The organism is Agarivorans sp. 1_MG-2023 (assembly GCF_030548385.1).
GTDB lineage: Bacteria > Pseudomonadota > Gammaproteobacteria > Enterobacterales > Celerinatantimonadaceae > Agarivorans.
Window position 1 is genome coordinate 31,433 of the sequence record NZ_JAUOSJ010000013.1, and the last position, 17,322, is coordinate 48,754.

16 protein-coding genes are annotated in these 17,322 nt (G+C 44.7%); 8 read left to right on the forward strand and 8 right to left on the reverse strand.

What is annotated here, in order from left to right:
• Positions 1–100 precede the first annotated feature (100 nt).
• Genes Q4592_RS17255 through Q4592_RS17280 form a run of 6 tightly spaced genes read left to right on the forward strand, consistent with a single transcriptional unit; the run spans position 101 to position 4,448 of the window.
• The gene (locus tag Q4592_RS17255; RefSeq protein WP_303515458.1) at positions 101–862 is read left to right on the forward strand and encodes a YciK family oxidoreductase; all 762 of its coding nucleotides are present in this window, start codon (positions 101–103) and stop codon (positions 860–862) included.
• Positions 863–873: 11 nt separating this feature from the next.
• Positions 874–1,776: a LysR family transcriptional regulator gene (locus Q4592_RS17260; RefSeq protein WP_303515460.1), complete on the forward strand. Its 903-nt coding sequence runs from the start codon at positions 874–876 to the stop codon at positions 1,774–1,776.
• A gap of 8 nt (positions 1,777–1,784) precedes the next feature.
• A complete protein-coding gene (locus tag Q4592_RS17265; protein WP_303515463.1) occupies positions 1,785–2,531 on the forward strand; it encodes a 5-oxoprolinase subunit PxpA in 747 nt (248 codons plus the stop codon).
• A 6-nt stretch (positions 2,532–2,537) separates the two neighbouring features.
• Positions 2,538–3,197: a 5-oxoprolinase subunit PxpB gene (pxpB, locus tag Q4592_RS17270; RefSeq protein ID WP_303515465.1), complete on the forward strand. Its 660-nt coding sequence runs from the start codon at positions 2,538–2,540 to the stop codon at positions 3,195–3,197.
• Positions 3,194–4,171: a biotin-dependent carboxyltransferase family protein gene (locus Q4592_RS17275; protein WP_303515468.1), complete on the forward strand. Its 978-nt coding sequence runs from the start codon at positions 3,194–3,196 to the stop codon at positions 4,169–4,171. The genes pxpB and Q4592_RS17275 overlap by 4 nt, the downstream gene beginning before the upstream one ends.
• Positions 4,164–4,448 carry a TfoX/Sxy family DNA transformation protein gene (locus tag Q4592_RS17280; protein WP_303515471.1) on the forward strand — a complete coding sequence of 95 codons (285 nt, stop codon included), beginning with the start codon at positions 4,164–4,166 and terminating at the stop codon, positions 4,446–4,448. Before Q4592_RS17275 ends, Q4592_RS17280 begins: the two co-directional genes overlap by 8 nt.
• 29 nt (positions 4,449–4,477) lie before the next feature.
• On the opposite strand, the gene Q4592_RS17285 is transcribed toward Q4592_RS17280, so the two are convergent.
• Complete coding sequence (locus Q4592_RS17285; protein ID WP_303515473.1) at positions 4,478–6,244, reverse strand: glycerophosphodiester phosphodiesterase family protein; 1,767 nt, start codon at positions 6,242–6,244, stop codon at positions 4,478–4,480.
• 77 nt (positions 6,245–6,321) lie between these two features.
• Positions 6,322–7,089: a copper homeostasis protein CutC gene (locus Q4592_RS17290; protein WP_303515476.1), complete on the reverse strand. Its 768-nt coding sequence runs from the start codon at positions 7,087–7,089 to the stop codon at positions 6,322–6,324.
• 295 nt (positions 7,090–7,384) lie between these two features.
• Here Q4592_RS17290 and Q4592_RS17295 point away from each other — a divergent pair, with 295 nt between their 5' ends.
• Entirely contained in the window at positions 7,385–8,347 is a 963-nt protein-coding gene (locus Q4592_RS17295) for a TAXI family TRAP transporter solute-binding subunit (protein WP_303515478.1), read from the forward strand.
• A 13-nt stretch (positions 8,348–8,360) separates the two neighbouring features.
• Here the strand turns inward: Q4592_RS17295 and Q4592_RS17300 are convergent, their stop codons facing one another.
• Together Q4592_RS17300 and Q4592_RS17305 are read right to left on the reverse strand one after the other, a co-directional pair.
• On the reverse strand, positions 8,361–9,788 hold the full coding sequence (locus Q4592_RS17300; protein WP_303515479.1) for a cobyric acid synthase: 1,428 nt from the start codon (positions 9,786–9,788) through the stop codon (positions 8,361–8,363).
• Complete coding sequence (locus Q4592_RS17305) at positions 9,788–10,186, reverse strand: CBS domain-containing protein (RefSeq protein WP_137675306.1); 399 nt, start codon at positions 10,184–10,186, stop codon at positions 9,788–9,790. Before Q4592_RS17305 ends, Q4592_RS17300 begins: the two co-directional genes overlap by 1 nt.
• A gap of 153 nt (positions 10,187–10,339) precedes the next feature.
• Here Q4592_RS17305 and Q4592_RS17310 point away from each other — a divergent pair, with 153 nt between their 5' ends.
• Positions 10,340–10,969, forward strand: a complete 630-nt coding sequence (locus Q4592_RS17310; protein WP_303515481.1) for an MBL fold metallo-hydrolase — start codon at positions 10,340–10,342, stop codon at positions 10,967–10,969.
• Positions 10,970–11,029: 60 nt separating this feature from the next.
• On the opposite strand, the gene Q4592_RS17315 is transcribed toward Q4592_RS17310, so the two are convergent.
• From Q4592_RS17315 to Q4592_RS17330, 4 genes are all read right to left on the reverse strand, one after another.
• On the reverse strand, positions 11,030–11,497 hold the full coding sequence (locus Q4592_RS17315) for a hypothetical protein (RefSeq protein WP_303515484.1): 468 nt from the start codon (positions 11,495–11,497) through the stop codon (positions 11,030–11,032).
• A gap of 165 nt (positions 11,498–11,662) precedes the next feature.
• Entirely contained in the window at positions 11,663–14,815 is a 3,153-nt protein-coding gene (locus Q4592_RS17320; RefSeq protein ID WP_303515487.1) for an efflux RND transporter permease subunit, read from the reverse strand.
• A 1-nt stretch (position 14,816) separates the two neighbouring features.
• Positions 14,817–15,899 (reverse strand): efflux RND transporter periplasmic adaptor subunit, encoded by a 1,083-nt coding sequence (locus Q4592_RS17325; protein ID WP_303515488.1) that lies wholly within the window; start codon positions 15,897–15,899, stop codon positions 14,817–14,819.
• A gap of 198 nt (positions 15,900–16,097) precedes the next feature.
• Positions 16,098–17,294: an MFS transporter gene (locus Q4592_RS17330; protein ID WP_303515491.1), complete on the reverse strand. Its 1,197-nt coding sequence runs from the start codon at positions 17,292–17,294 to the stop codon at positions 16,098–16,100.
• Between the last annotated feature and the right edge of the window lie 28 nt (positions 17,295–17,322).

Below are 17,322 nucleotides of genomic sequence, written 5' to 3' on the forward strand. Positions count from 1 at the left end.
ATTTGTTTACATTTTTGCAACAGGTCTAACCAGGCGTTAAACAGATGTTTAAATATTAAACAAATATTTGTGGGCTAACGCACATCTACAGGAACAAATAATGAGCACGGAAATCTCTCCTCAACACTTTCAAGCCAGCGCAGATGAACTTAAAGATAAAGTAATTTTGGTTACCGGTGCAGGCGACGGAATTGGCCGTCAGGCGGCGTTAAGTTTCGCTGAATTAGGTGCCACCGTGATCCTCCTTGGCCGAACAGTTAAAAAATTAGAAGCTGTATATGATGAGATAGAAGCGCTAGGCGCACCGCAGTCCGCAATCATTCCGCTTGATTTAAAAGGCGCTAGTCAACAGAACTACCTTGATATGGTTGCCACAATCGACAATCAATTTGGCCGTTTAGATGGCGCATTATTAAATGCCGCGCATTTAGGCGTGCTTAGCCAATATGTGCAAATTGACGAAGATCTTTGGGATCAGCTGATGCAGGTAAATGTGAAATCTCAATTTCTACTTAGCCAAGCCTTAGTACCACTGATGCTTAAAAGCGATAAGGCCTCATTGCTGTTTACCTCTTCTAGCGTTGGTAAAAAAGGCCGCGCCTATTGGGGTGGATACTCGGTATCTAAGTTTGCCATTGAAGGCATGTCTCAAGTGATTGCTGATGAATTTGATAAAACTGGCCTGCGCAGTAACTGTATTAATCCTGGGGCCACTCGCACTCTAATGCGCGCTACAGCCTACCCCGGTGAAGACCCAAAAACGTTGAAAACGCCTTTAGATATCATGCCTAACTATGTGTACTTGATGAGCGATGCAAGTGCTGGCGTGACCGGGCAAAGCATTGACGCTCAAGCGAAATAGAACAACTACCTATGAGCATACCCTTTCGAGCAAAAAGCACATTAGAACAATGGCGTATTTTTCAAGCGGTGGTGGATTACGGAGGGTATGCTCAAGCTGCCAGTCAGTTAAACAAGAGCCAATCTTCGCTTAACCATGCGGTAAGCAAACTGCAAAACTTACTTGGCATTCAATTGCTCGAAGTAAAAGGCCGTAAAGCTTATCTCACGCCAATGGGCGAAGTAATGCTTCGCCGAAGTAAGTTGCTCAGCCAAAATATTCAAGAGCTCGAACTGCTCGCAGCAAGTTTAGAACAAGGCTGGGAACCGCAATTGAGCCTGGCCTGTGAAATTATCCAACCTCGTGCTCCTATTATTAAGGCGCTTAAAGCGTTCTTGCCCGAAAGCCGTGGAACCCGAGTAGAAGTCATTGATACGGTAATTACTGGCGCCGATGAAGCAATTACCGATGGCAAAACCGATTTGGTGATTACCGGATTGTTGCCTAAAGGCGTATTGGGAGAGCGACTTAGTTCCGTTACTTTAGTGCCTGTAATTCATCGCAGCCACCCATTAGCTAAAATGCCCCAACCAGTGTCTATCGACGAAGTATTGCAACATGTACAGCTGGTGGTGCGTGATACTGGGAAAAACCCTCAGCCTGATCGTGGTTGGCTGCGTGCTGAGCAGCGTTGGACATTTAGCGGCTTTAATCAAGTGCTGGAGGTACTCAATCAAGGTTTAGGTTTTGCCTGGTTACCAGAGCATGTAGCAAAACCATTTTTTGAAGACGACAGCTTGGTTGAGTTAAATATTCAAGGAGGGGCATCTAAAACGCTAAACACCTACTTGGTGATTCCTCGACCTGAACAACTCGGCCCTGCGGGTCAATATTTCTCTAAGCTATTGTTACAACACTGTAAGGCTGCTCGCTAAGGACTGACATGTTATTAAATTGCGATATGGGCGAAAGCTTTGGCGTATGGAAAATGGGCATTGATGAGCAAGTAATGCCTCATATTGATATGGCGAATATCGCCTGTGGTGGACACGCTTCAGATCCCGACGTAATGAGTAATACCTTAGCCCTAGCAAAACAACACAATGTAAGTGTAGGCGCGCACCCAAGTTACGCTGATATTGCCGGTTTTGGTCGGCGTTCAATTCCTTACCAGCCTGATCAATTAACTCACCTAGTGCTAGCGCAAGTAGGCAGCCTACAAGCCTTATGCCACTACCATCAACTCAGCCTGCATTACGTAAAACCGCATGGCGCGCTTTATAACGACATGCATAAAGAGCCCAGTATTTTTGAATCGGTGGTTAAAGCTGTCGGCTCACTAGACGGCAATATTAAGCTAATGGTTCACGCTACCCAGTCTGCTGGATTTATAGAGAAAATTGCTGAAAGCTATCGCATCGATTTAATCAAGGAAGCCTTTTGTGATCGCCGCTATTTGGCCAATGGTCAGCTGCAAGCTCGCAGCGAAGCTGGCGCGGTAATCACTGAACAATCCCATTTGATTGATCAAGTCACTACTATCCTATGCAATCACAAAGTGGTCTGTGCAGACGGTAGTGAATTAGCCTTAAAAGCTGACACCTTGTGTGTTCATGGTGATAATCAAGCCGCGCTTGATACCATCAAACAAATAAAGCAGCACATCATTCAAGCTAATCGAGGCAGCTAGCCCGATATGTACTGCATTGATTATGTAAATGAAGACAGCATCTTAATTAGCTGTAAAAACTCAAAAGATTGCTCATCCCTGCCCGCGCTTTCTCAAATACTCAAACAGCAACTTCGCGACATTCTAGATATCATTGTGGCTGCAGACAGCTTACTGATCGTATTAGAGTACAATGCCGATATCGATGCTTTACTATCAGTAGTAACGCAGTTTAACCGCAGTGAAGTAGCCAGCGGCTCGGCAAATGTTATCAACATCCCCGTATGTTATGAATCAAAGCTAGCGCCTGATTTAGCTAAAGTTTGCCAAATAAGTAAGCTAAGTGCAGACCAAGTAATAGAACTACATCAGCAGACAAGGTACCAGGTTAAAGCCATTGGGTTTATGCCCGGTTTTGCTTATTTGAAGGGTTTACCTGCTCAGATACAACTTCCGAGAAAAGCCGTACCCGCTTCAAAGGTTGCGGCAGGCAGCCTAGCCATTGCTGAGGATATGACTGCGGTCTACCCCGCCAGCAGCCCTGGCGGTTGGCATATTATTGGCCAATGCCCAATGCAGCTATTTAATAAACGGTCTGATCCAATGTGTCCTTTTAAGGTCGGTGACGAAGTACGCTTTGTTGCCATCACTTATCAAGAGTTTATCGCTTTCAAGGAGAACCGATGAGCTCTCCTGCCGCCATGAATATAATCAGAAGTGGCCCGCATACATTGGTCGTCGACCAAGGCCGTTTTGGTTATCAAGACATAGGAGTCAGCCCTGGTGGGCCGGCAGATTTACACGCTTACTATTGGGCAAACCGTTTATTAGGCAATTCAATAAACTGTGCAGCATTAGAAATTACCATTGGAGGTGCCCAGTTCCAATTTAGTCGCAGTTGCACAATCGCCGTTTGTGGTGCCAAAATGCCAATCACAGTCACGGCGGCTAATACTAATACCTCAATAAACTTAGCCACTTGGCAAACTATAAAGGTAAATGCTGGCGATAAGCTAAGCCTAGCCCCTGCGCGTAGTGGTTTGCGCAGTTATTTGGCGATATCAGGGGGATTTAGTGTAAGGCCTGAGTTAGGCAGCGTGAGCAGTTCAATAAAACAAAAGTTGGGAGCGTTTAATGGTCGCTTGCTGGCGGCTGGAGATAAGCTTGGATACACAACGTCATGCCAACACCCAACACTCTCACAGCAACAGGTGCCAAACCGCTTTCTGCCTGATTACCAACAAACACTAAAACTAGCGCTTATTCCAAGCTACCAATTTAAACAGTTTACCCAAAGAGACATTGATACCTTACGCCATCAAACCTATACGCTTAGCGAATTAAGTGACCGAATGGGCCTGCGATTGGTGGGTGATCCATTAGTAGATATTCCTCCCAGCGAAGAATCCGAGGCCATTGCTTTGGGCTCGGTGCAGGTTCCTCCCAATGGGCTACCCATTGTATTGTCGGTAGATAAACAAACCATTGGCGGTTACCCCAAACTAGGCTGCATAGCCCGCCTTGACCTATATGCATTAAATCAACGCCGCCCTCAGCAAGCAGTACAGTTTTACATAAGCTCTTGGCAAGCTCAGCGACAGCGTTGGTTAGCATTTCAGCAGTTCTTTTCAATACCACTGGGCGTAACTAGAAATGCCTAAAACTAAACAAGCTACACAACTTAGAGATTTAAAAGGTTTTGGCCCTAAAAGCGAAGAGATATTGGCCAAAGTGGATATTCACACCGTCGAACAATTTATGGCAAGCGACCCTTTTGAGCTTTATGCCAAACTTAAACAAACAGTTAAAGGTACTGGATTAAATTCGATATACGCAATTATTGGCGCCCGCGAAAATTCTCATTGGCAAATCATCAAACAACAAAGAAAAACCGAAATTCTACTAAAACTCGACGATATGGGCCTTGCACCTAAATAGACGATATTTTTGAGTTACTAGGCTAAGTACTACAAACTCAGCCAATGACGTAAGCTATTTACGATATGGTCCATTTCACTCAGCTGATTTAGTCGATCGATAGTTTCTAATGCAATAATCGGTGAATCCGTCACTATGCCATCAACCCTCAGATAATAAAGCCTCTCCACGTCGGCTGCGCTATTTACCGTCCACACGTGTACTTGCTGGCCTCGCTGCTGAGCACTTAACAAGCGCCAAGCATTTACCCATTGTTGGTTAACAATCAACATATCTACGTTTTGCTGTACATCGGTTTCACCAAAACTAGCAGCAGCAATAAAGGCAGTGCTAATGTTTTTTGCCTGCGGAGTATCACTCATTTGAAGCTTTAAGGTTTCTAGCAGTTCACCATCTAAACTACTTATGATGACCGGGTGCGGATAATCTTTGAGCGCGTCCAGCAAGGCAGGAACCAAAGCCAAAGAATCGTTGTAGCGTTTGAGTTCTATATTCAAGGTTATCTTGTCTGCACTTTTAGCTAACCAAACAGGCAAAGCTTGAGGCGTACTAAAACCCGCATTAACAAAGGCTTGTTGAACTTGTTCAAAGCGACTTAAATGCACGACCGCGCTATCGGCTGTTAAGCGCCGTAAATCTCTATCATGCACAACCGCAATTTGGCCATCAGCGGTTAACTGTACATCTATTTCTGTGACTTCTAACCCAAGGTTTATCGATTTTTGTAAGCCTTCTAAACTGTTCTCTAGCGCTAACCAGCCACCTGCTCGGTGGCCCATCACCACAAAAGAGTTGGGTGCGGAAAAGCGCTGACTAAAGCGATTAATTTCATCACTTATTTCGTTAGCGCCAAGCACCAACACCGCCAAAAACATCAGTCGTAAACCTAAATGCAAACGGTGGCTTTCTCTTAGTACCCGCTGATGAGCCAGTTTTAGCCCAGAACGATTACGTTTCACCAATACTTTGAACATATAAAACTGAATGCTGGCATATAGCCAAGTATCAAGAAAGCTCAGTACCGAACCACCAGCAAGCACAGCAAAGCTAAATAAAAATAGCCATAAACTGGTGACCTCTTCAGGCTGCCACCAACTTAAACTAAATCGTAGCAACCAAATAAAGCCACTAATAACCGAAACAAACACCAATGCACGCAACGCAAACCAACCGGCATTTAGCGCCAAGATAAGTCTGCGTTGATGGCGGCATAATTTGGTTGAATCTCTAAGTTGATTGCTAAGCGGCTTTTTTTGCAGCATGCAGTATGGAAGCGCAAACCACCAGTTAAGCCACTTTGCGCCAAGCCATAGCGCTAATGGGATCCCTCCTACGCTTACGGCAGTAACAAAAATCCATAATTGATTACGCTGTTGATCGAGATAATAGTTTATGTCCCAGTCGGCCAGCATTAAGCCAAACAACCAACGGCCAATAAACAAAATGGTACAAGAAATACTGATTAACAAAGCAGATTGCAAAAACGCTAAACGGGCAATTAACCAAGAGCGATTCAGCAATAAACGAACGGCTTGTGATACAGAGCGCCGATTAACTTCATGCTGAGCCAGCAGTAAAGTAATCACCCCCTGCTGTAAGAAAAAGTTGAATAAGGCCATGGCAACGAGCCAAATAGCAAACAGGTATCCACTGGGCGAAAGAAAAAAGGCCAGTAACTGCTGATTAGCAACGCCTTGTAAACCATACCAAGACATTAAAGATTCGCTCACCACAATCGACACAGGGGCTACTACTGCCAACCAACATGCCTGCACCAGCAAATAAGCGCCAAACATTGCAATGCCGCGGCTTTTAAGCGAGCCGGCTAAATAATATATAAAGTGTCGAATACGATGTAATGCGTTGGGGAGAATCACTGGGTATTTAGCCCCAATATAGCGACCATTTGTTTTACTTGTTGTTGCGAAACCTGCAATCGACTTAACTCTTTATCTAAATCTTTTGCTGCAGCCATGGCTAAGGCATATCGCTTATCGAACTGAGAAGGTAATGTTGTTGAGGCAGCGCTATGAAAATGCCTGAGTCCACTATTTAACAGACCGAGTATATTGTGTTCTCGCAATCCACCGGCAGCCAACCATTCAATGCTTGGAAAACATTGTTGCATGTCGAGTAACAAGATGAGTCCATCTTCAATGTTGTTTTTCTGACCAGAACTAAGCACACGTGTAATATTCAATGCGTCTATTTGTTTTGCTGCCCTTTTAGGCTCAGCCACACAATCGAAGGCTCGATGAAAGGTAGTACTAAGCCCCTTGGCTGCTTTAACCAATTGTTGGCATGCAAGTTCGTCCACCGAAGCGTCAGTATTTAGTGCACCAAAAACCACGCCATTAAAGCCTAAGTCTTTAACCATCGTTATATCGGCAACCATTTGAGCAACTTCGTCATCGCTATAACAAAAGTCGCCGCCGCGTGGCCTAACCATTACAGTAATGTCGATTTGGCTTAAATAATCTTTCACCAATAACAATGCGCCATAACTAGGAGTCGTGCCGCCTTCTGCTTGGCCTGCGCAAAACTCTACCCGTGTAGCGCCACCACTAATAGCGTTTTTTACATCACTAATGCTGTAGCAGCAAATTTCAAGAACAGGAGAATTAGAATCAGATTTAGACAAGTTTTGGCCGACGTTCACGGGTTAAGTGTTTTTATTATAACGAATTATGCTCTAGCTTCACCTTCGTAAGCGATACATAATTAGCTTTTTCATCGATAACCCTCGATTTTTATAGCAATAAACCATGCAACTTTGCCTAACTATAGAGAATCGTTAAGCTTTAATGCATTAAACCAAGCGACCCATAGCGTTGATTTTGAGTTCACAACTTAGTAGTTCAAACAAGCGTTTTGCTAAATATCTGTGTATATTAAACGGGTTATTCTAGGGAAAGAAGACACTTTTAGGTGAAACCATGAAACGATTTCCACTTTATTTATTAACGGTGGCATTAAGCATCAATGCTAATTACACCTTAGCTAATGAGTATTTATTTGTAGGTACTGGTAATGTTAGCGGCGTTTATTACCCCACTGGCAACGCCCTTTGTCGCTTGCTAGAGCAGAGCAACGAGCATCGAAAATTAAGTTGTACTGCAGAGAGTTCAGGCGGTTCCAGCGACAACGTGGAAGCACTGCAAAGTGGTGATATTGATTTAGCTATTGTTCAATCAGACGTGCACTGGCAAGCCTACCAAGGTAGCGGCGAGTTTGCTGAACAAGGCGCCTATAAAGAAATGCGATCTCTTCTTTCCCTCTATGCTGAAGCCTTAACTATCTTAGTGCATGCAGACATGAACATAGGGCAAATAGAGCAGCTTAAAGGACATTCGCTAAACCTTGGGCCAGAGGGTTCAGGCCAGTATTCAACCATGCAACTGGTGATGGAAGATCTCAATTGGCAAGCCTCGGATTTCTCTAAGTTAAGTAATTTAAAACCCGACGAGCAAAGCCGTGCCCTGTGCAGTAAAAAAGTAGACGCAATAATCTATGTGGTTGGGCACCCTAATACCTCTATTACCCGCGCCACAACAATGTGTGAGTCCAACCTTATTAGCTTGTCTAAAAAGACCATTATGGCCTTAGCAGATAAGTATGATTACTTTTCGCCAGTCACTATCAAAGGCGGCACCTACCACGGTAACCCTGATGATGTTTCATCTATAGGGGTAAGTGCCACCTTAGTGGCCGACAAGCAACTTTCGGAACAAACGGTTTATAACTTTGTTGCGGCAATTTTTGAAAACTTAAACACCATGCGTTCACTACATCCAGCGCTAGCCGATCTGCAAGTAGAAGATATGATCAATACCAACTTAACCGCTCCGCTTCATGACGGTGCCAAGCGTTACTATCGTGAACAAGGTTGGATAAAGTAAGGTGCAGGCGGGTTTAAAAATCCGCGTGTTTGGCTAACTGACTTAACGGTAAATCTAAAGAGTCACACATTCGGTCAAGTTCCTTCCCTAGAACTTGGTGCCAATCTTCACACTCCCCTTGCCAACCTAAGTGCTCAAGCCAAGCTTGCCTAAACGTTTTGTTAGTGAACAAATCATGCAAGTAAGAACCTTGAACATTGCTAAGTTGCCAGCCCGTATCAGCTTCGACAAAGCTAGCTAAGGGCTCAATGCACAATGTTTTACCGTGATGAATTTCGTAACAATTCAGCTCACTATTTTGCCAACTCAGCTGCCGTTGGCGAGTCGTTTTTTGATCTGAGTATTCGGTAATAATTGGCAGTAAAGACAGGCCCTTAAAGCTCTCTCCTTCTACCGAGTTAGGATCAAGATTTTGTTCACCTAAAATTTGCAATCCTCCACAAACTCCGGTGATTAACACTCCAGCAGAAGCCGCTTTAATAATCTCATTATCCAAACCACTCTTGGCTAAGTGAGCCCGACTTGCCGCAACATGTTTCGAACCAGGCAATATAATCGCATCAAATTGGCTAAGATCTTGGCAGTCACGCATTGGAACAACGTTCACACCTTGTTGGTAAATGAGAGGATCAAACTCGTCAAGATTACTGGCATAAGGATAAACAATCAGCGCAACGTTTATGCTGCCGGCTTGCCAAGTACTGCGATGGAAGAAATTGTCTTCTTCAGGAAGTTGATGCGCTGTCCAAGGGATGACCGCAACAATAGGGATACCGGTTTTTTCTTCTAACCACACATTTGCATCGTGTAACAAGGCTTGCTCACCACGAAACTTATTAAGCACAAAACCCTTAACCCTTTGTTGCTCCGCTTCACTTAAACACATCCAAGTACCCAGTAAATGTGCGTAAGCGCCACCTCGGTCAATATCTGCAATTAAATATACCGAAGCATTGGTATGCAATGCTACTTCCATATTCACAATGTCACTTTTACGCAGGTTAACTTCGGCTGGGCTGCCAGCACCTTCAATCACCAATAAAGGGTGTTTACTCTGCAAACGCTGCAAACTGGCTGTAACGGCCGGCCAAAGCACCGCTTTACGTTGGTGCCAATCTTTAGCCAGCAGCTCATGGCTCACCTTACCGTTCACCACTACCTGCGCGCCCTTTTCACTATGCGGTTTAAGCAGCACAGGGTTCATATCGATGGTGGGTGTTTGTTTGGCGGCAATCGCTTGAAGGTATTGCGCTCTGCCTATCTCACCGCCTTCTTGGGTTACCGCAGCATTATTACTCATGTTCTGCGCTTTATAGGGCGCAACATCAAGGCCTCGAGTAGCTAAAAAACGACACATTAAGGCGCACACTAAGGATTTACCCGCATCACTAGTGCAACCCATAAACATGATGGGATCGGTTGTTGAGAACTGTGGTTTCATTAGTGAGTATTATCTACCAGCAATACCGACAGCACGTCGCGCCAAGTGACTAAACCGAGTAACTTATTCGCCTCATCTATCACCGGTAAACAACTAATACTTTTATCCACCAGCAACTGCCCGGCATCTCTAACGCCGGTAGTCGGTGTGCTGCACAACGGCTCTCTGGTCATAACATGATGTACCCGCTGGGTTAAGGTTTGTACATCTCGCTGATTTTCTGCGGCTTTACCTAAATAAGGACTTAGCGCAGCCAGTAAATCGGATTCGGTAAGCACCCCAACCACTAAATCTTCGTCATCAAGTACCACCAAATGATGAAAGCTCACGTTATCAAAAATGTCTTTTATGTCGAATAGGCGTTGATCCATTCCCACAGTGACAACTCTGGTTTGCATAATATCTTTGATTATCAAGTGATTCTCCAATCCGCTGATGTTTCAACCATTATAAACACAACAATGGCTTTTTCGCTGTTTAGTTAATGACAACTATAGAAAAATTCATGCACATACGTACACTAGGGCGGTAACTAATTAGAGTAAGAAATCATGGCCTATCAAATTATTCCGGTAACTCCTTTTCAGCAAAATTGTAGCCTCATTTGGTGTGAAGCAACCATGCAAGCAGCCATCGTTGATCCAGGTGGCGATCCCCAGCTAATTCAAGCTGCAGTTGATAAGGCAGGCGTAACCGTAAGCAAAATCTTGCTAACGCATGGTCACCTTGATCATGTTGGTGCTAGCAGCCTTATTCAACAACGTTACCAAGTGCCGTTAATCGGCCCACATATAGAAGATGACTTTTGGATAAGCAAAATGGCCATGCAGTGCCAAATGTTTGGTTTTCCTGAAGTGGCTAATTTTACTCCAGACCAATGGCTAGAACATGGCGAAGTGATTGAAGTGGGCGAGTTAAAATTGGAAGTACGCCATTGCCCAGGGCATACTCCTGGCCATGTGGTATTTGTTGACCACGACAATAAGCTAGCGATTGTAGGCGATGTACTGTTTAACGGCTCAATTGGTAGAACAGATTTTCCAAAAGGCGATCACCCTACTCTCATTAACGCTATTAAAACTCAGCTTTATACGCTAGATGATGAGTATCAGTTTTTACCAGGTCACGGCCCCATGTCTACCATAGGCCATGAGAAACAACATAACGGCCATACCCGCTAAACACAAAAAAGCACCTTTTGATTCAATACTTCAAAAGGTGTTTTTTTATTATCTATACCATTACACTGGGCCAATTAGCTTGTGTTTATCACGATAAATCAAATAAGCACAACTTAACCAAACTCCCACCGCCATAAAGAATAATGGATACTCCCTCGGACAACCTGCTTGCAAACAACTTAGGTCGGTATAGGGAAATAGACCTAAAGGCGTGAAAATATGGAAGAAAATCGCGCCCGACATAATACCCAAACCCAACAAGGCACCATAAAGGCGAGTTGCCTTACTCAAAATGAGAATGCTAGCAATCAGCTCAGCTAAACCAATTACGGTTTCACCGTATTGGCCAAACAAGTCGCCAATTAGCGTTAAGCCTAAACCTTCCCGCATCCATTGCCCTACCGTTTGAAAAATGTAAACGGTAATATCTGCTGGGCTACCAAACCAACCTGCAAATTTAAATACTAACGATTGTAAAAATACAAAAGCGACATAAATGGCAAGCACCAACGGTATATGTTTTTTCAAAGCAAACTCCCTGTTTTAAGCTTTTGTTTAAGCGTAGTTGATCAAATTGCTTACGCCTGTTTAAGCGCCAAGCATGTGACCCGACAACTAAGCCTTCGCTTTCAAAAAAGCTCAGCCGCTAGGTAACAAAACGGCTGAGCTTGAACAGAGTTTTTATTAAAACCGCTAAGTATTAAGCGGCAACTCCAGTACTGGGGGCTTTTCTTCATTAAGCGTTCTGCCCGCAAACCGCTCTCTTAAAGATTGGAATAACACAAAAAACGCCGGCACAAATAAACAACCAAGAATCGTAGCCGCAAGCATCCCACCAAAAGACGCCATGCCAATTGCTTTCATCGCCGATGCCCCCGCAGACGAAGCGAGCATTAATGGAACCACACCTAAAATGAATGAGAATGCGGTCATTAACACTGCACGAAAACGTAACTTAGCAGCCGCTACACCCGCCTCAACAATGCTGTAGCCTTTTTCTTCCCGTAACTGCTTGGCAAATTCAACAATAAGAATTGCGTTACGACTTGCCATGCCAATTAACAACATAATGGCAATTTGGGTATATAAGTTCACGGTAGTGCCACTCACTAACACCGCAGACAACACGCCAAACACAGCAGTAGGCACTGCAAGCAAAATCGCTAAGGGGGTTAACCAAGATTCATATTGAGCAACCAAAAACAGGTAGGTAAACAACATGGCAAAAGCAAAGGCAATTAAGCTAGCGTTACCGGCTTGTTGCTCTTGTAAGGTTAAACCTGTCCATTCGTAACTAAAGCCGCTAGGTAGAACATCTTCTGCTACTTGCTCCATCGCACTAATGGCTTGGCCAGAACTGAAGCCAGGCATAGCAATACCGTTAATGGTGGTACTGCCGGCAACGTTATAACGCACCAGCGAACTTGGGCTCAATACCGTAGATACCGACACCAAATTGCTTAAACGCACCATCTCGCCCTGATTAGAACGTACATACAAATTAGACAAATCATCAATCTGTTGTCGCGAATCGGCTTCGGCTTGCAGCATTACTCGGTAGTTGCGTCCACCTTTAGTGAAATCGTTAATATAGCTACCGCCGTATTGCACATTTAAGGTATTTACGATATCGCCAAAGGCAACGCCCATCGCAGCCGCACGCTCTTCGTTAATATCTAGAAACAAGTTAGGCATGCTAATACTAAATGTTGAAAACGCCGAGGCGATCTCTTCGCGCTGATTGGCTTCAAGCAATAGCTGTTCTAGTACTTCTGCGGTGCGTTCAGGCCCATGGCCCATTTCATCTTTTAAGACAAATTCAAACCCATTAACCATACCTAAAGCTGGTATCGCCGGTAAACCGAAGGCAAAACCTACGCCTTCTGGCAGCGCGTCTATCGCACGTTGTACTCGAGCAATCACTGCGTCTTGGTGTTGCTGCTGGTCAGTTCGCTGCTCCCAGTGTTTCAAACTAAATACCAATAAGGCTGAATTTGAATTACTAGACCCATTAAGCAAGTTGTAACCCGCCGCTGAGAAGGTCATCTCAATGTCTGGATCATCACTAAGCGACTCAATCAGCAACTTGGTCATATCACGCGTGCGATTTAGCGCGGCTCCTTCGGGTAAATCAATCACCGCGAAAAACGTTCCTTGATCTTCATCAGGCAAAAATCCACCTGGTAGCTTAGCGCCCATCCACGCACTTCCAGCGATCACAATGGAAAACAGCAATACCGCTAAGCCTAAACGGCGACACAATACTGCCACTGATTTACCAAAGGCTTCGGTAAACCTTTCAAAGCCTCGGTTAAAAGCCTGAAAAAAGCGGTTAGGTGTTAAATCGCGGGTCATTAACAATACACACAAAGCAGGCGTTAAGGTCATCGCCACGAGGGTAGAAATAACAACCGATACTGAAATGGCAATACCAAACTCAGCGTAAATAATGCCTACCATGCCCGGCATCACCAAGGTTGGACCAAATACCGCTAACAGCACAGCTGCAGCCGCTATACAGGGTCCAATCACCTCTTTCATGGCAATTTCTACGCATTCTTTTACCGGTTTAGTGGTTTCGTGTAACAGGCGTTCCACATTTTCAATCACCACAATGGCTGCATCTACCACAACACCAATAGCTAACACCAAACCAAACAAGCTGATCGTATTAATAGTGGAGCCAAACGCTTTCATCACGGCAAAGGTAGCAATCAGCGAAACCGGAATAGCAATTGCGGGAATCAACGTAGCTTGCCATGTTTGCAAAAACAGGTAAGTCACCAAGGTGACTAACACCAGGGCGATAATGAGCGTTTCTTTCACATTATAAATGGATACATCAATGAACTCGGTGGCATCGTAGGGCAAGGTAAACACCATGCCATCAGGTAAGCTTTGCTCAAGTTTAGCCATGGCTTCTTTTACATCCGCCGCGACTTGCATAGCGTTAGCAGTAGGGTCTTGATAGACCATCATTGCTACCGACTCTTTATTATTTAAGTAAGTATCCACTAGGTACTTCTGCGCACCCAGTTCAATACGAGCAACATCTTTTAGGCGCACTAAACTGCCGTCGGCATAAGCTTTAATCCGAATGTTACCAAAGGCTTGTTCGTTGGCTAATCGTCCTCTAACTTGCACCGTATATTGCCAATCATTATTCCCAGCAACAGGCTCTGCACCAACACTACCCGCTCCGCGTACTGCATTTTGATCCGCAATAGCGGCAGCAATATCATTCACCGTTAGGTCTAGGGCTTGCAGGCGCTCAGGCTCTAGCCATACGCGCATCGCATATTCTTTTTCGCCCAAGGGCGTTACTTTACTCACCCCTTTTATTCGTGAAAGGGTTTCTCGAACAATGCCAGTAAGGTAGTAACTCAACTCCAAGGTATCATGAGCACCAGATTGCGAGTTTAGGCTGGCAATCATTAACATAGACGGGCTCATTTTTTCTACGTAGATACCCGAACGACGCACTTCTTCTGGCAATAATGGCTGGGCTGCGTTAACCCGGTTTTGTACTAACGTGGCTGCACGGTCGGCATCAAAACCTGTTTCAAAAGTCACGTTAAGGTTATAAGAACCATCGTTGTTCGAGGTAGATTTCATGTAAATCATACCTTCAACGCCGTTCACTTCTTTTTCAATCACCGAGGCTACAGTGTCGTTTACGACTTTGGCGTTCGCACCGTTGTATTGAGTAAATACATTGATCATTGGCGGTGCAACATCAGGGTATTGCCCTACCGGCATGGTGTAGGCGGCTAACGCGCCTAACACACTCATGATCACCGATAAAACAATGGCGGTTTTAGGGCGAGAAATGAAGAATTTAATCATATTAACCTCGCTGTCTTACAAGACTACCATCTGTTAGTTTCTGCTGGCCTCTAGAGACCACCACCGTGCCATCGTCTAAACCTTGTAATACCTCGGTTTGATTTCCTAGCTGGTCACCCAGCTCAATGGCTTGCAACTGGGCTTTACCACGAACCACTTTAAATACTGCAGGGCCACTTTGGGTTTGCACCAAGGCTCGACTAGGGATCACCACGGTGTTTTTGTGTTCCCGTAAAACAACTTCTACAAATTGACCCACAAATACACTGTCGTCGTTATGAAATTTAAAACCAACAGCTAATGCACCTGTAGCCGGGTTTATTTTGTTGTCGATGTAATCAAGATCTCCCCCTATTGGGTACTCACTGCCGTCTAAGAATCTCGCCAGCACTTCAAACTGCGAAGTCCCATTACGGTATTGTTGAACTGCTTTAAGCACGGTTTTTTCATCAATGCTAACAGTTACTTTAAAATCACGGTCATCAACAATTGATGCCAGTTGGTAACCCACACTCACGGTGTCGCCAGGGCTGAGTTCAGCTTGACTAATTCGACCAGCACGAGTGGCTTTTATTTCGGTTCTACTAAGCAGCAATTGTGCGTCGTCGACTTGCTTTTCAATAGCCTTAAGGCTGGCTTGATTGACTAAGAATTGCGTTTCAATGTCTTCAAGCTCTTGCTTAGAAATTGCGTCACCCAGTTTTTGGGCGCGCTGCAAACTGTTTAAAGCGGAGTTGTATTTTGCACGCAAGTTAACCAAATTAGCTTGTAAGCTGGCTAAGTTAATTTCAAATTCTAAAGGGTCTAAACTAAACAGAAGTTGCCCAGTTTGTACGTAATCACCTGCTTGAAAATGTTTATCTAGCATGGTGGAGGTTACCCGCGATACCACTTTTACTTCTTCATCTGGAAGAACAGTGGTGGTGTAGATTTCTTCAATTACCAAGCTCTCTTGGCTGGCATTAGCTAAGTCCACGGGAATAGTGTCACTTACCGTACTTTGCAGTGGCTCATTACTGCTAGACGTTTCACAGGCTGTGACAAACATGCTAGCCAACAACATACCTAATAATCTTATTTTCATTTTCTGCCCTTGTTTTGGATTTATTGTCCTTAGCGTTATGCAATTGGTTACTTCCCTGCAGGCGCATAGTAAGCCCGAGGCATAAATAGCTTAAACGAGCAGCTATAAGGGCAGCTTATAGCTATGACCTATTAAGATGGTCAGAGAGTAAAAAAGGGAGCCCAATGGCTCCCTATCCTTACTGGCTAAGTTTAACAATTATGCGGCTTCACAAAGCTCTGGATTGCCAGCTTGTTGCTGCCGTTTATCTAAAGCGCTACTGATTCTTGTGAGAAGCAATGCGCCCAGTACAATTAGCGAGCCAGCCCAAGGTGTATGCATAACACCAACCTTAGCAACAATCATCCCACCGCCCCACGCACCTAAGGCGATACCAACGTTAAAAGCCGCAATGTTTAAACCAGAGGCTACATCTACCGCGTTTGGTGTATGTTGCTCGGCAAGCTTTACCACATAAACTTGCAAACCCGGTACGTTGCCAAAGGCAAATGCTCCCCAGACTAAAATGGTCGCTACCGCCGCTATAGGATTAACCGCAGTAAAATTGAACACCATAAGCACTGTAGCTAAACCTAGAAATATCCAGCTTAAAGCTTTAATGGGCCCCATTTTGTCGGCCATCTTTCCGCCCCAAATATTGCCAAACGCTACCGATACGCCATAAACCAACATAATTAAACTAATTGCACTGGCGTCAAAACCACTGATGTCCTGCAAAATAGACGCTAAAAAAGTAAACGCGGTAAACGAACCACCGTAGCCAATAGCGGTAATCGCATAAACCAACAGTAAACGCGGCTGGGTAAGTACACTTAATTGGTCTTTTAATTTGGTCGCTGGCGGCTGTTTTAGGTTATTAGGCACTAATAACGCACTGCCGATTAAAGCGATAAGGCCCAAGATGGCCACCACTAAAAAGGTTGTTTCCCAACCAAAATGTTGGCCTATATAAGTGCCCAAAGGCACACCAGTAACCAAAGCCACCGTTAAGCCAGTGAACATAATCGCAATAGCACTGGCGGCTTTATCTTTAGCCACCAAACCCGTAGCAATGGTGGACCCAATAGAAAAGAATACACCATGCGCCAAACCAGTGAGAATACGCGCCCCCACTAAGGTTTCATAGCTAGGCGCTTGCCACGCGAGTAAGTTGCCAGCTACAAACAAACTCATTACCGCCAGTAATACGTGTTTTCTATTCCACTTACCGGTTAAGGCGGTAAGTACCGGAGCGCCTATAGCTACACCCAAGGCATATAGGCTTACCAGTAAGCCGGCAGAAGGAAGCGAAACCGCTAAGTCTTGCGCCATGGTGGGGATTAGCCCAACAATAACAAACTCGGTGGTTCCTATGGCAAATGCGCTTAAGGTAAGCGCGAATAGAGCTAATGGCATAACAGTAATCTCTCGTCATCGATTAGGT

Coding starts and splice junctions, on each gene's coding strand:
- Q4592_RS17295 (WP_303515478.1), top strand. CDS start 7,385: ATGAAACGATTTCCACTTTATTTATTAACGGTGGCATTAAGCATCAAT.
- Q4592_RS17280 (WP_303515471.1), top strand. CDS start 4,164: ATGCCTAAAACTAAACAAGCTACACAACTTAGAGATTTAAAAGGTTTT.
- Q4592_RS17260 (WP_303515460.1), top strand. CDS start 874: ATGAGCATACCCTTTCGAGCAAAAAGCACATTAGAACAATGGCGTATT.
- Q4592_RS17255 (WP_303515458.1), top strand. CDS start 101: ATGAGCACGGAAATCTCTCCTCAACACTTTCAAGCCAGCGCAGATGAA.
- pxpB (WP_303515465.1), top strand. CDS start 2,538: ATGTACTGCATTGATTATGTAAATGAAGACAGCATCTTAATTAGCTGT.
- Q4592_RS17285 (WP_303515473.1), bottom strand. CDS start 6,244: ATGTTTGGCGCTTATTTGCTGGTGCAGGCATGTTGGTTGGCAGTAGTA.
- Q4592_RS17325 (WP_303515488.1), bottom strand. CDS start 15,899: ATGAAAATAAGATTATTAGGTATGTTGTTGGCTAGCATGTTTGTCACA.
- Q4592_RS17300 (WP_303515479.1), bottom strand. CDS start 9,788: ATGAAACCACAGTTCTCAACAACCGATCCCATCATGTTTATGGGTTGC.
- Q4592_RS17320 (WP_303515487.1), bottom strand. CDS start 14,815: ATGATTAAATTCTTCATTTCTCGCCCTAAAACCGCCATTGTTTTATCG.
- Q4592_RS17330 (WP_303515491.1), bottom strand. CDS start 17,294: ATGCCATTAGCTCTATTCGCGCTTACCTTAAGCGCATTTGCCATAGGA.
- Q4592_RS17305 (WP_137675306.1), bottom strand. CDS start 10,186: ATGCAAACCAGAGTTGTCACTGTGGGAATGGATCAACGCCTATTCGAC.
- Q4592_RS17275 (WP_303515468.1), top strand. CDS start 3,194: ATGAGCTCTCCTGCCGCCATGAATATAATCAGAAGTGGCCCGCATACA.
- Q4592_RS17265 (WP_303515463.1), top strand. CDS start 1,785: ATGTTATTAAATTGCGATATGGGCGAAAGCTTTGGCGTATGGAAAATG.
- Q4592_RS17310 (WP_303515481.1), top strand. CDS start 10,340: ATGGCCTATCAAATTATTCCGGTAACTCCTTTTCAGCAAAATTGTAGC.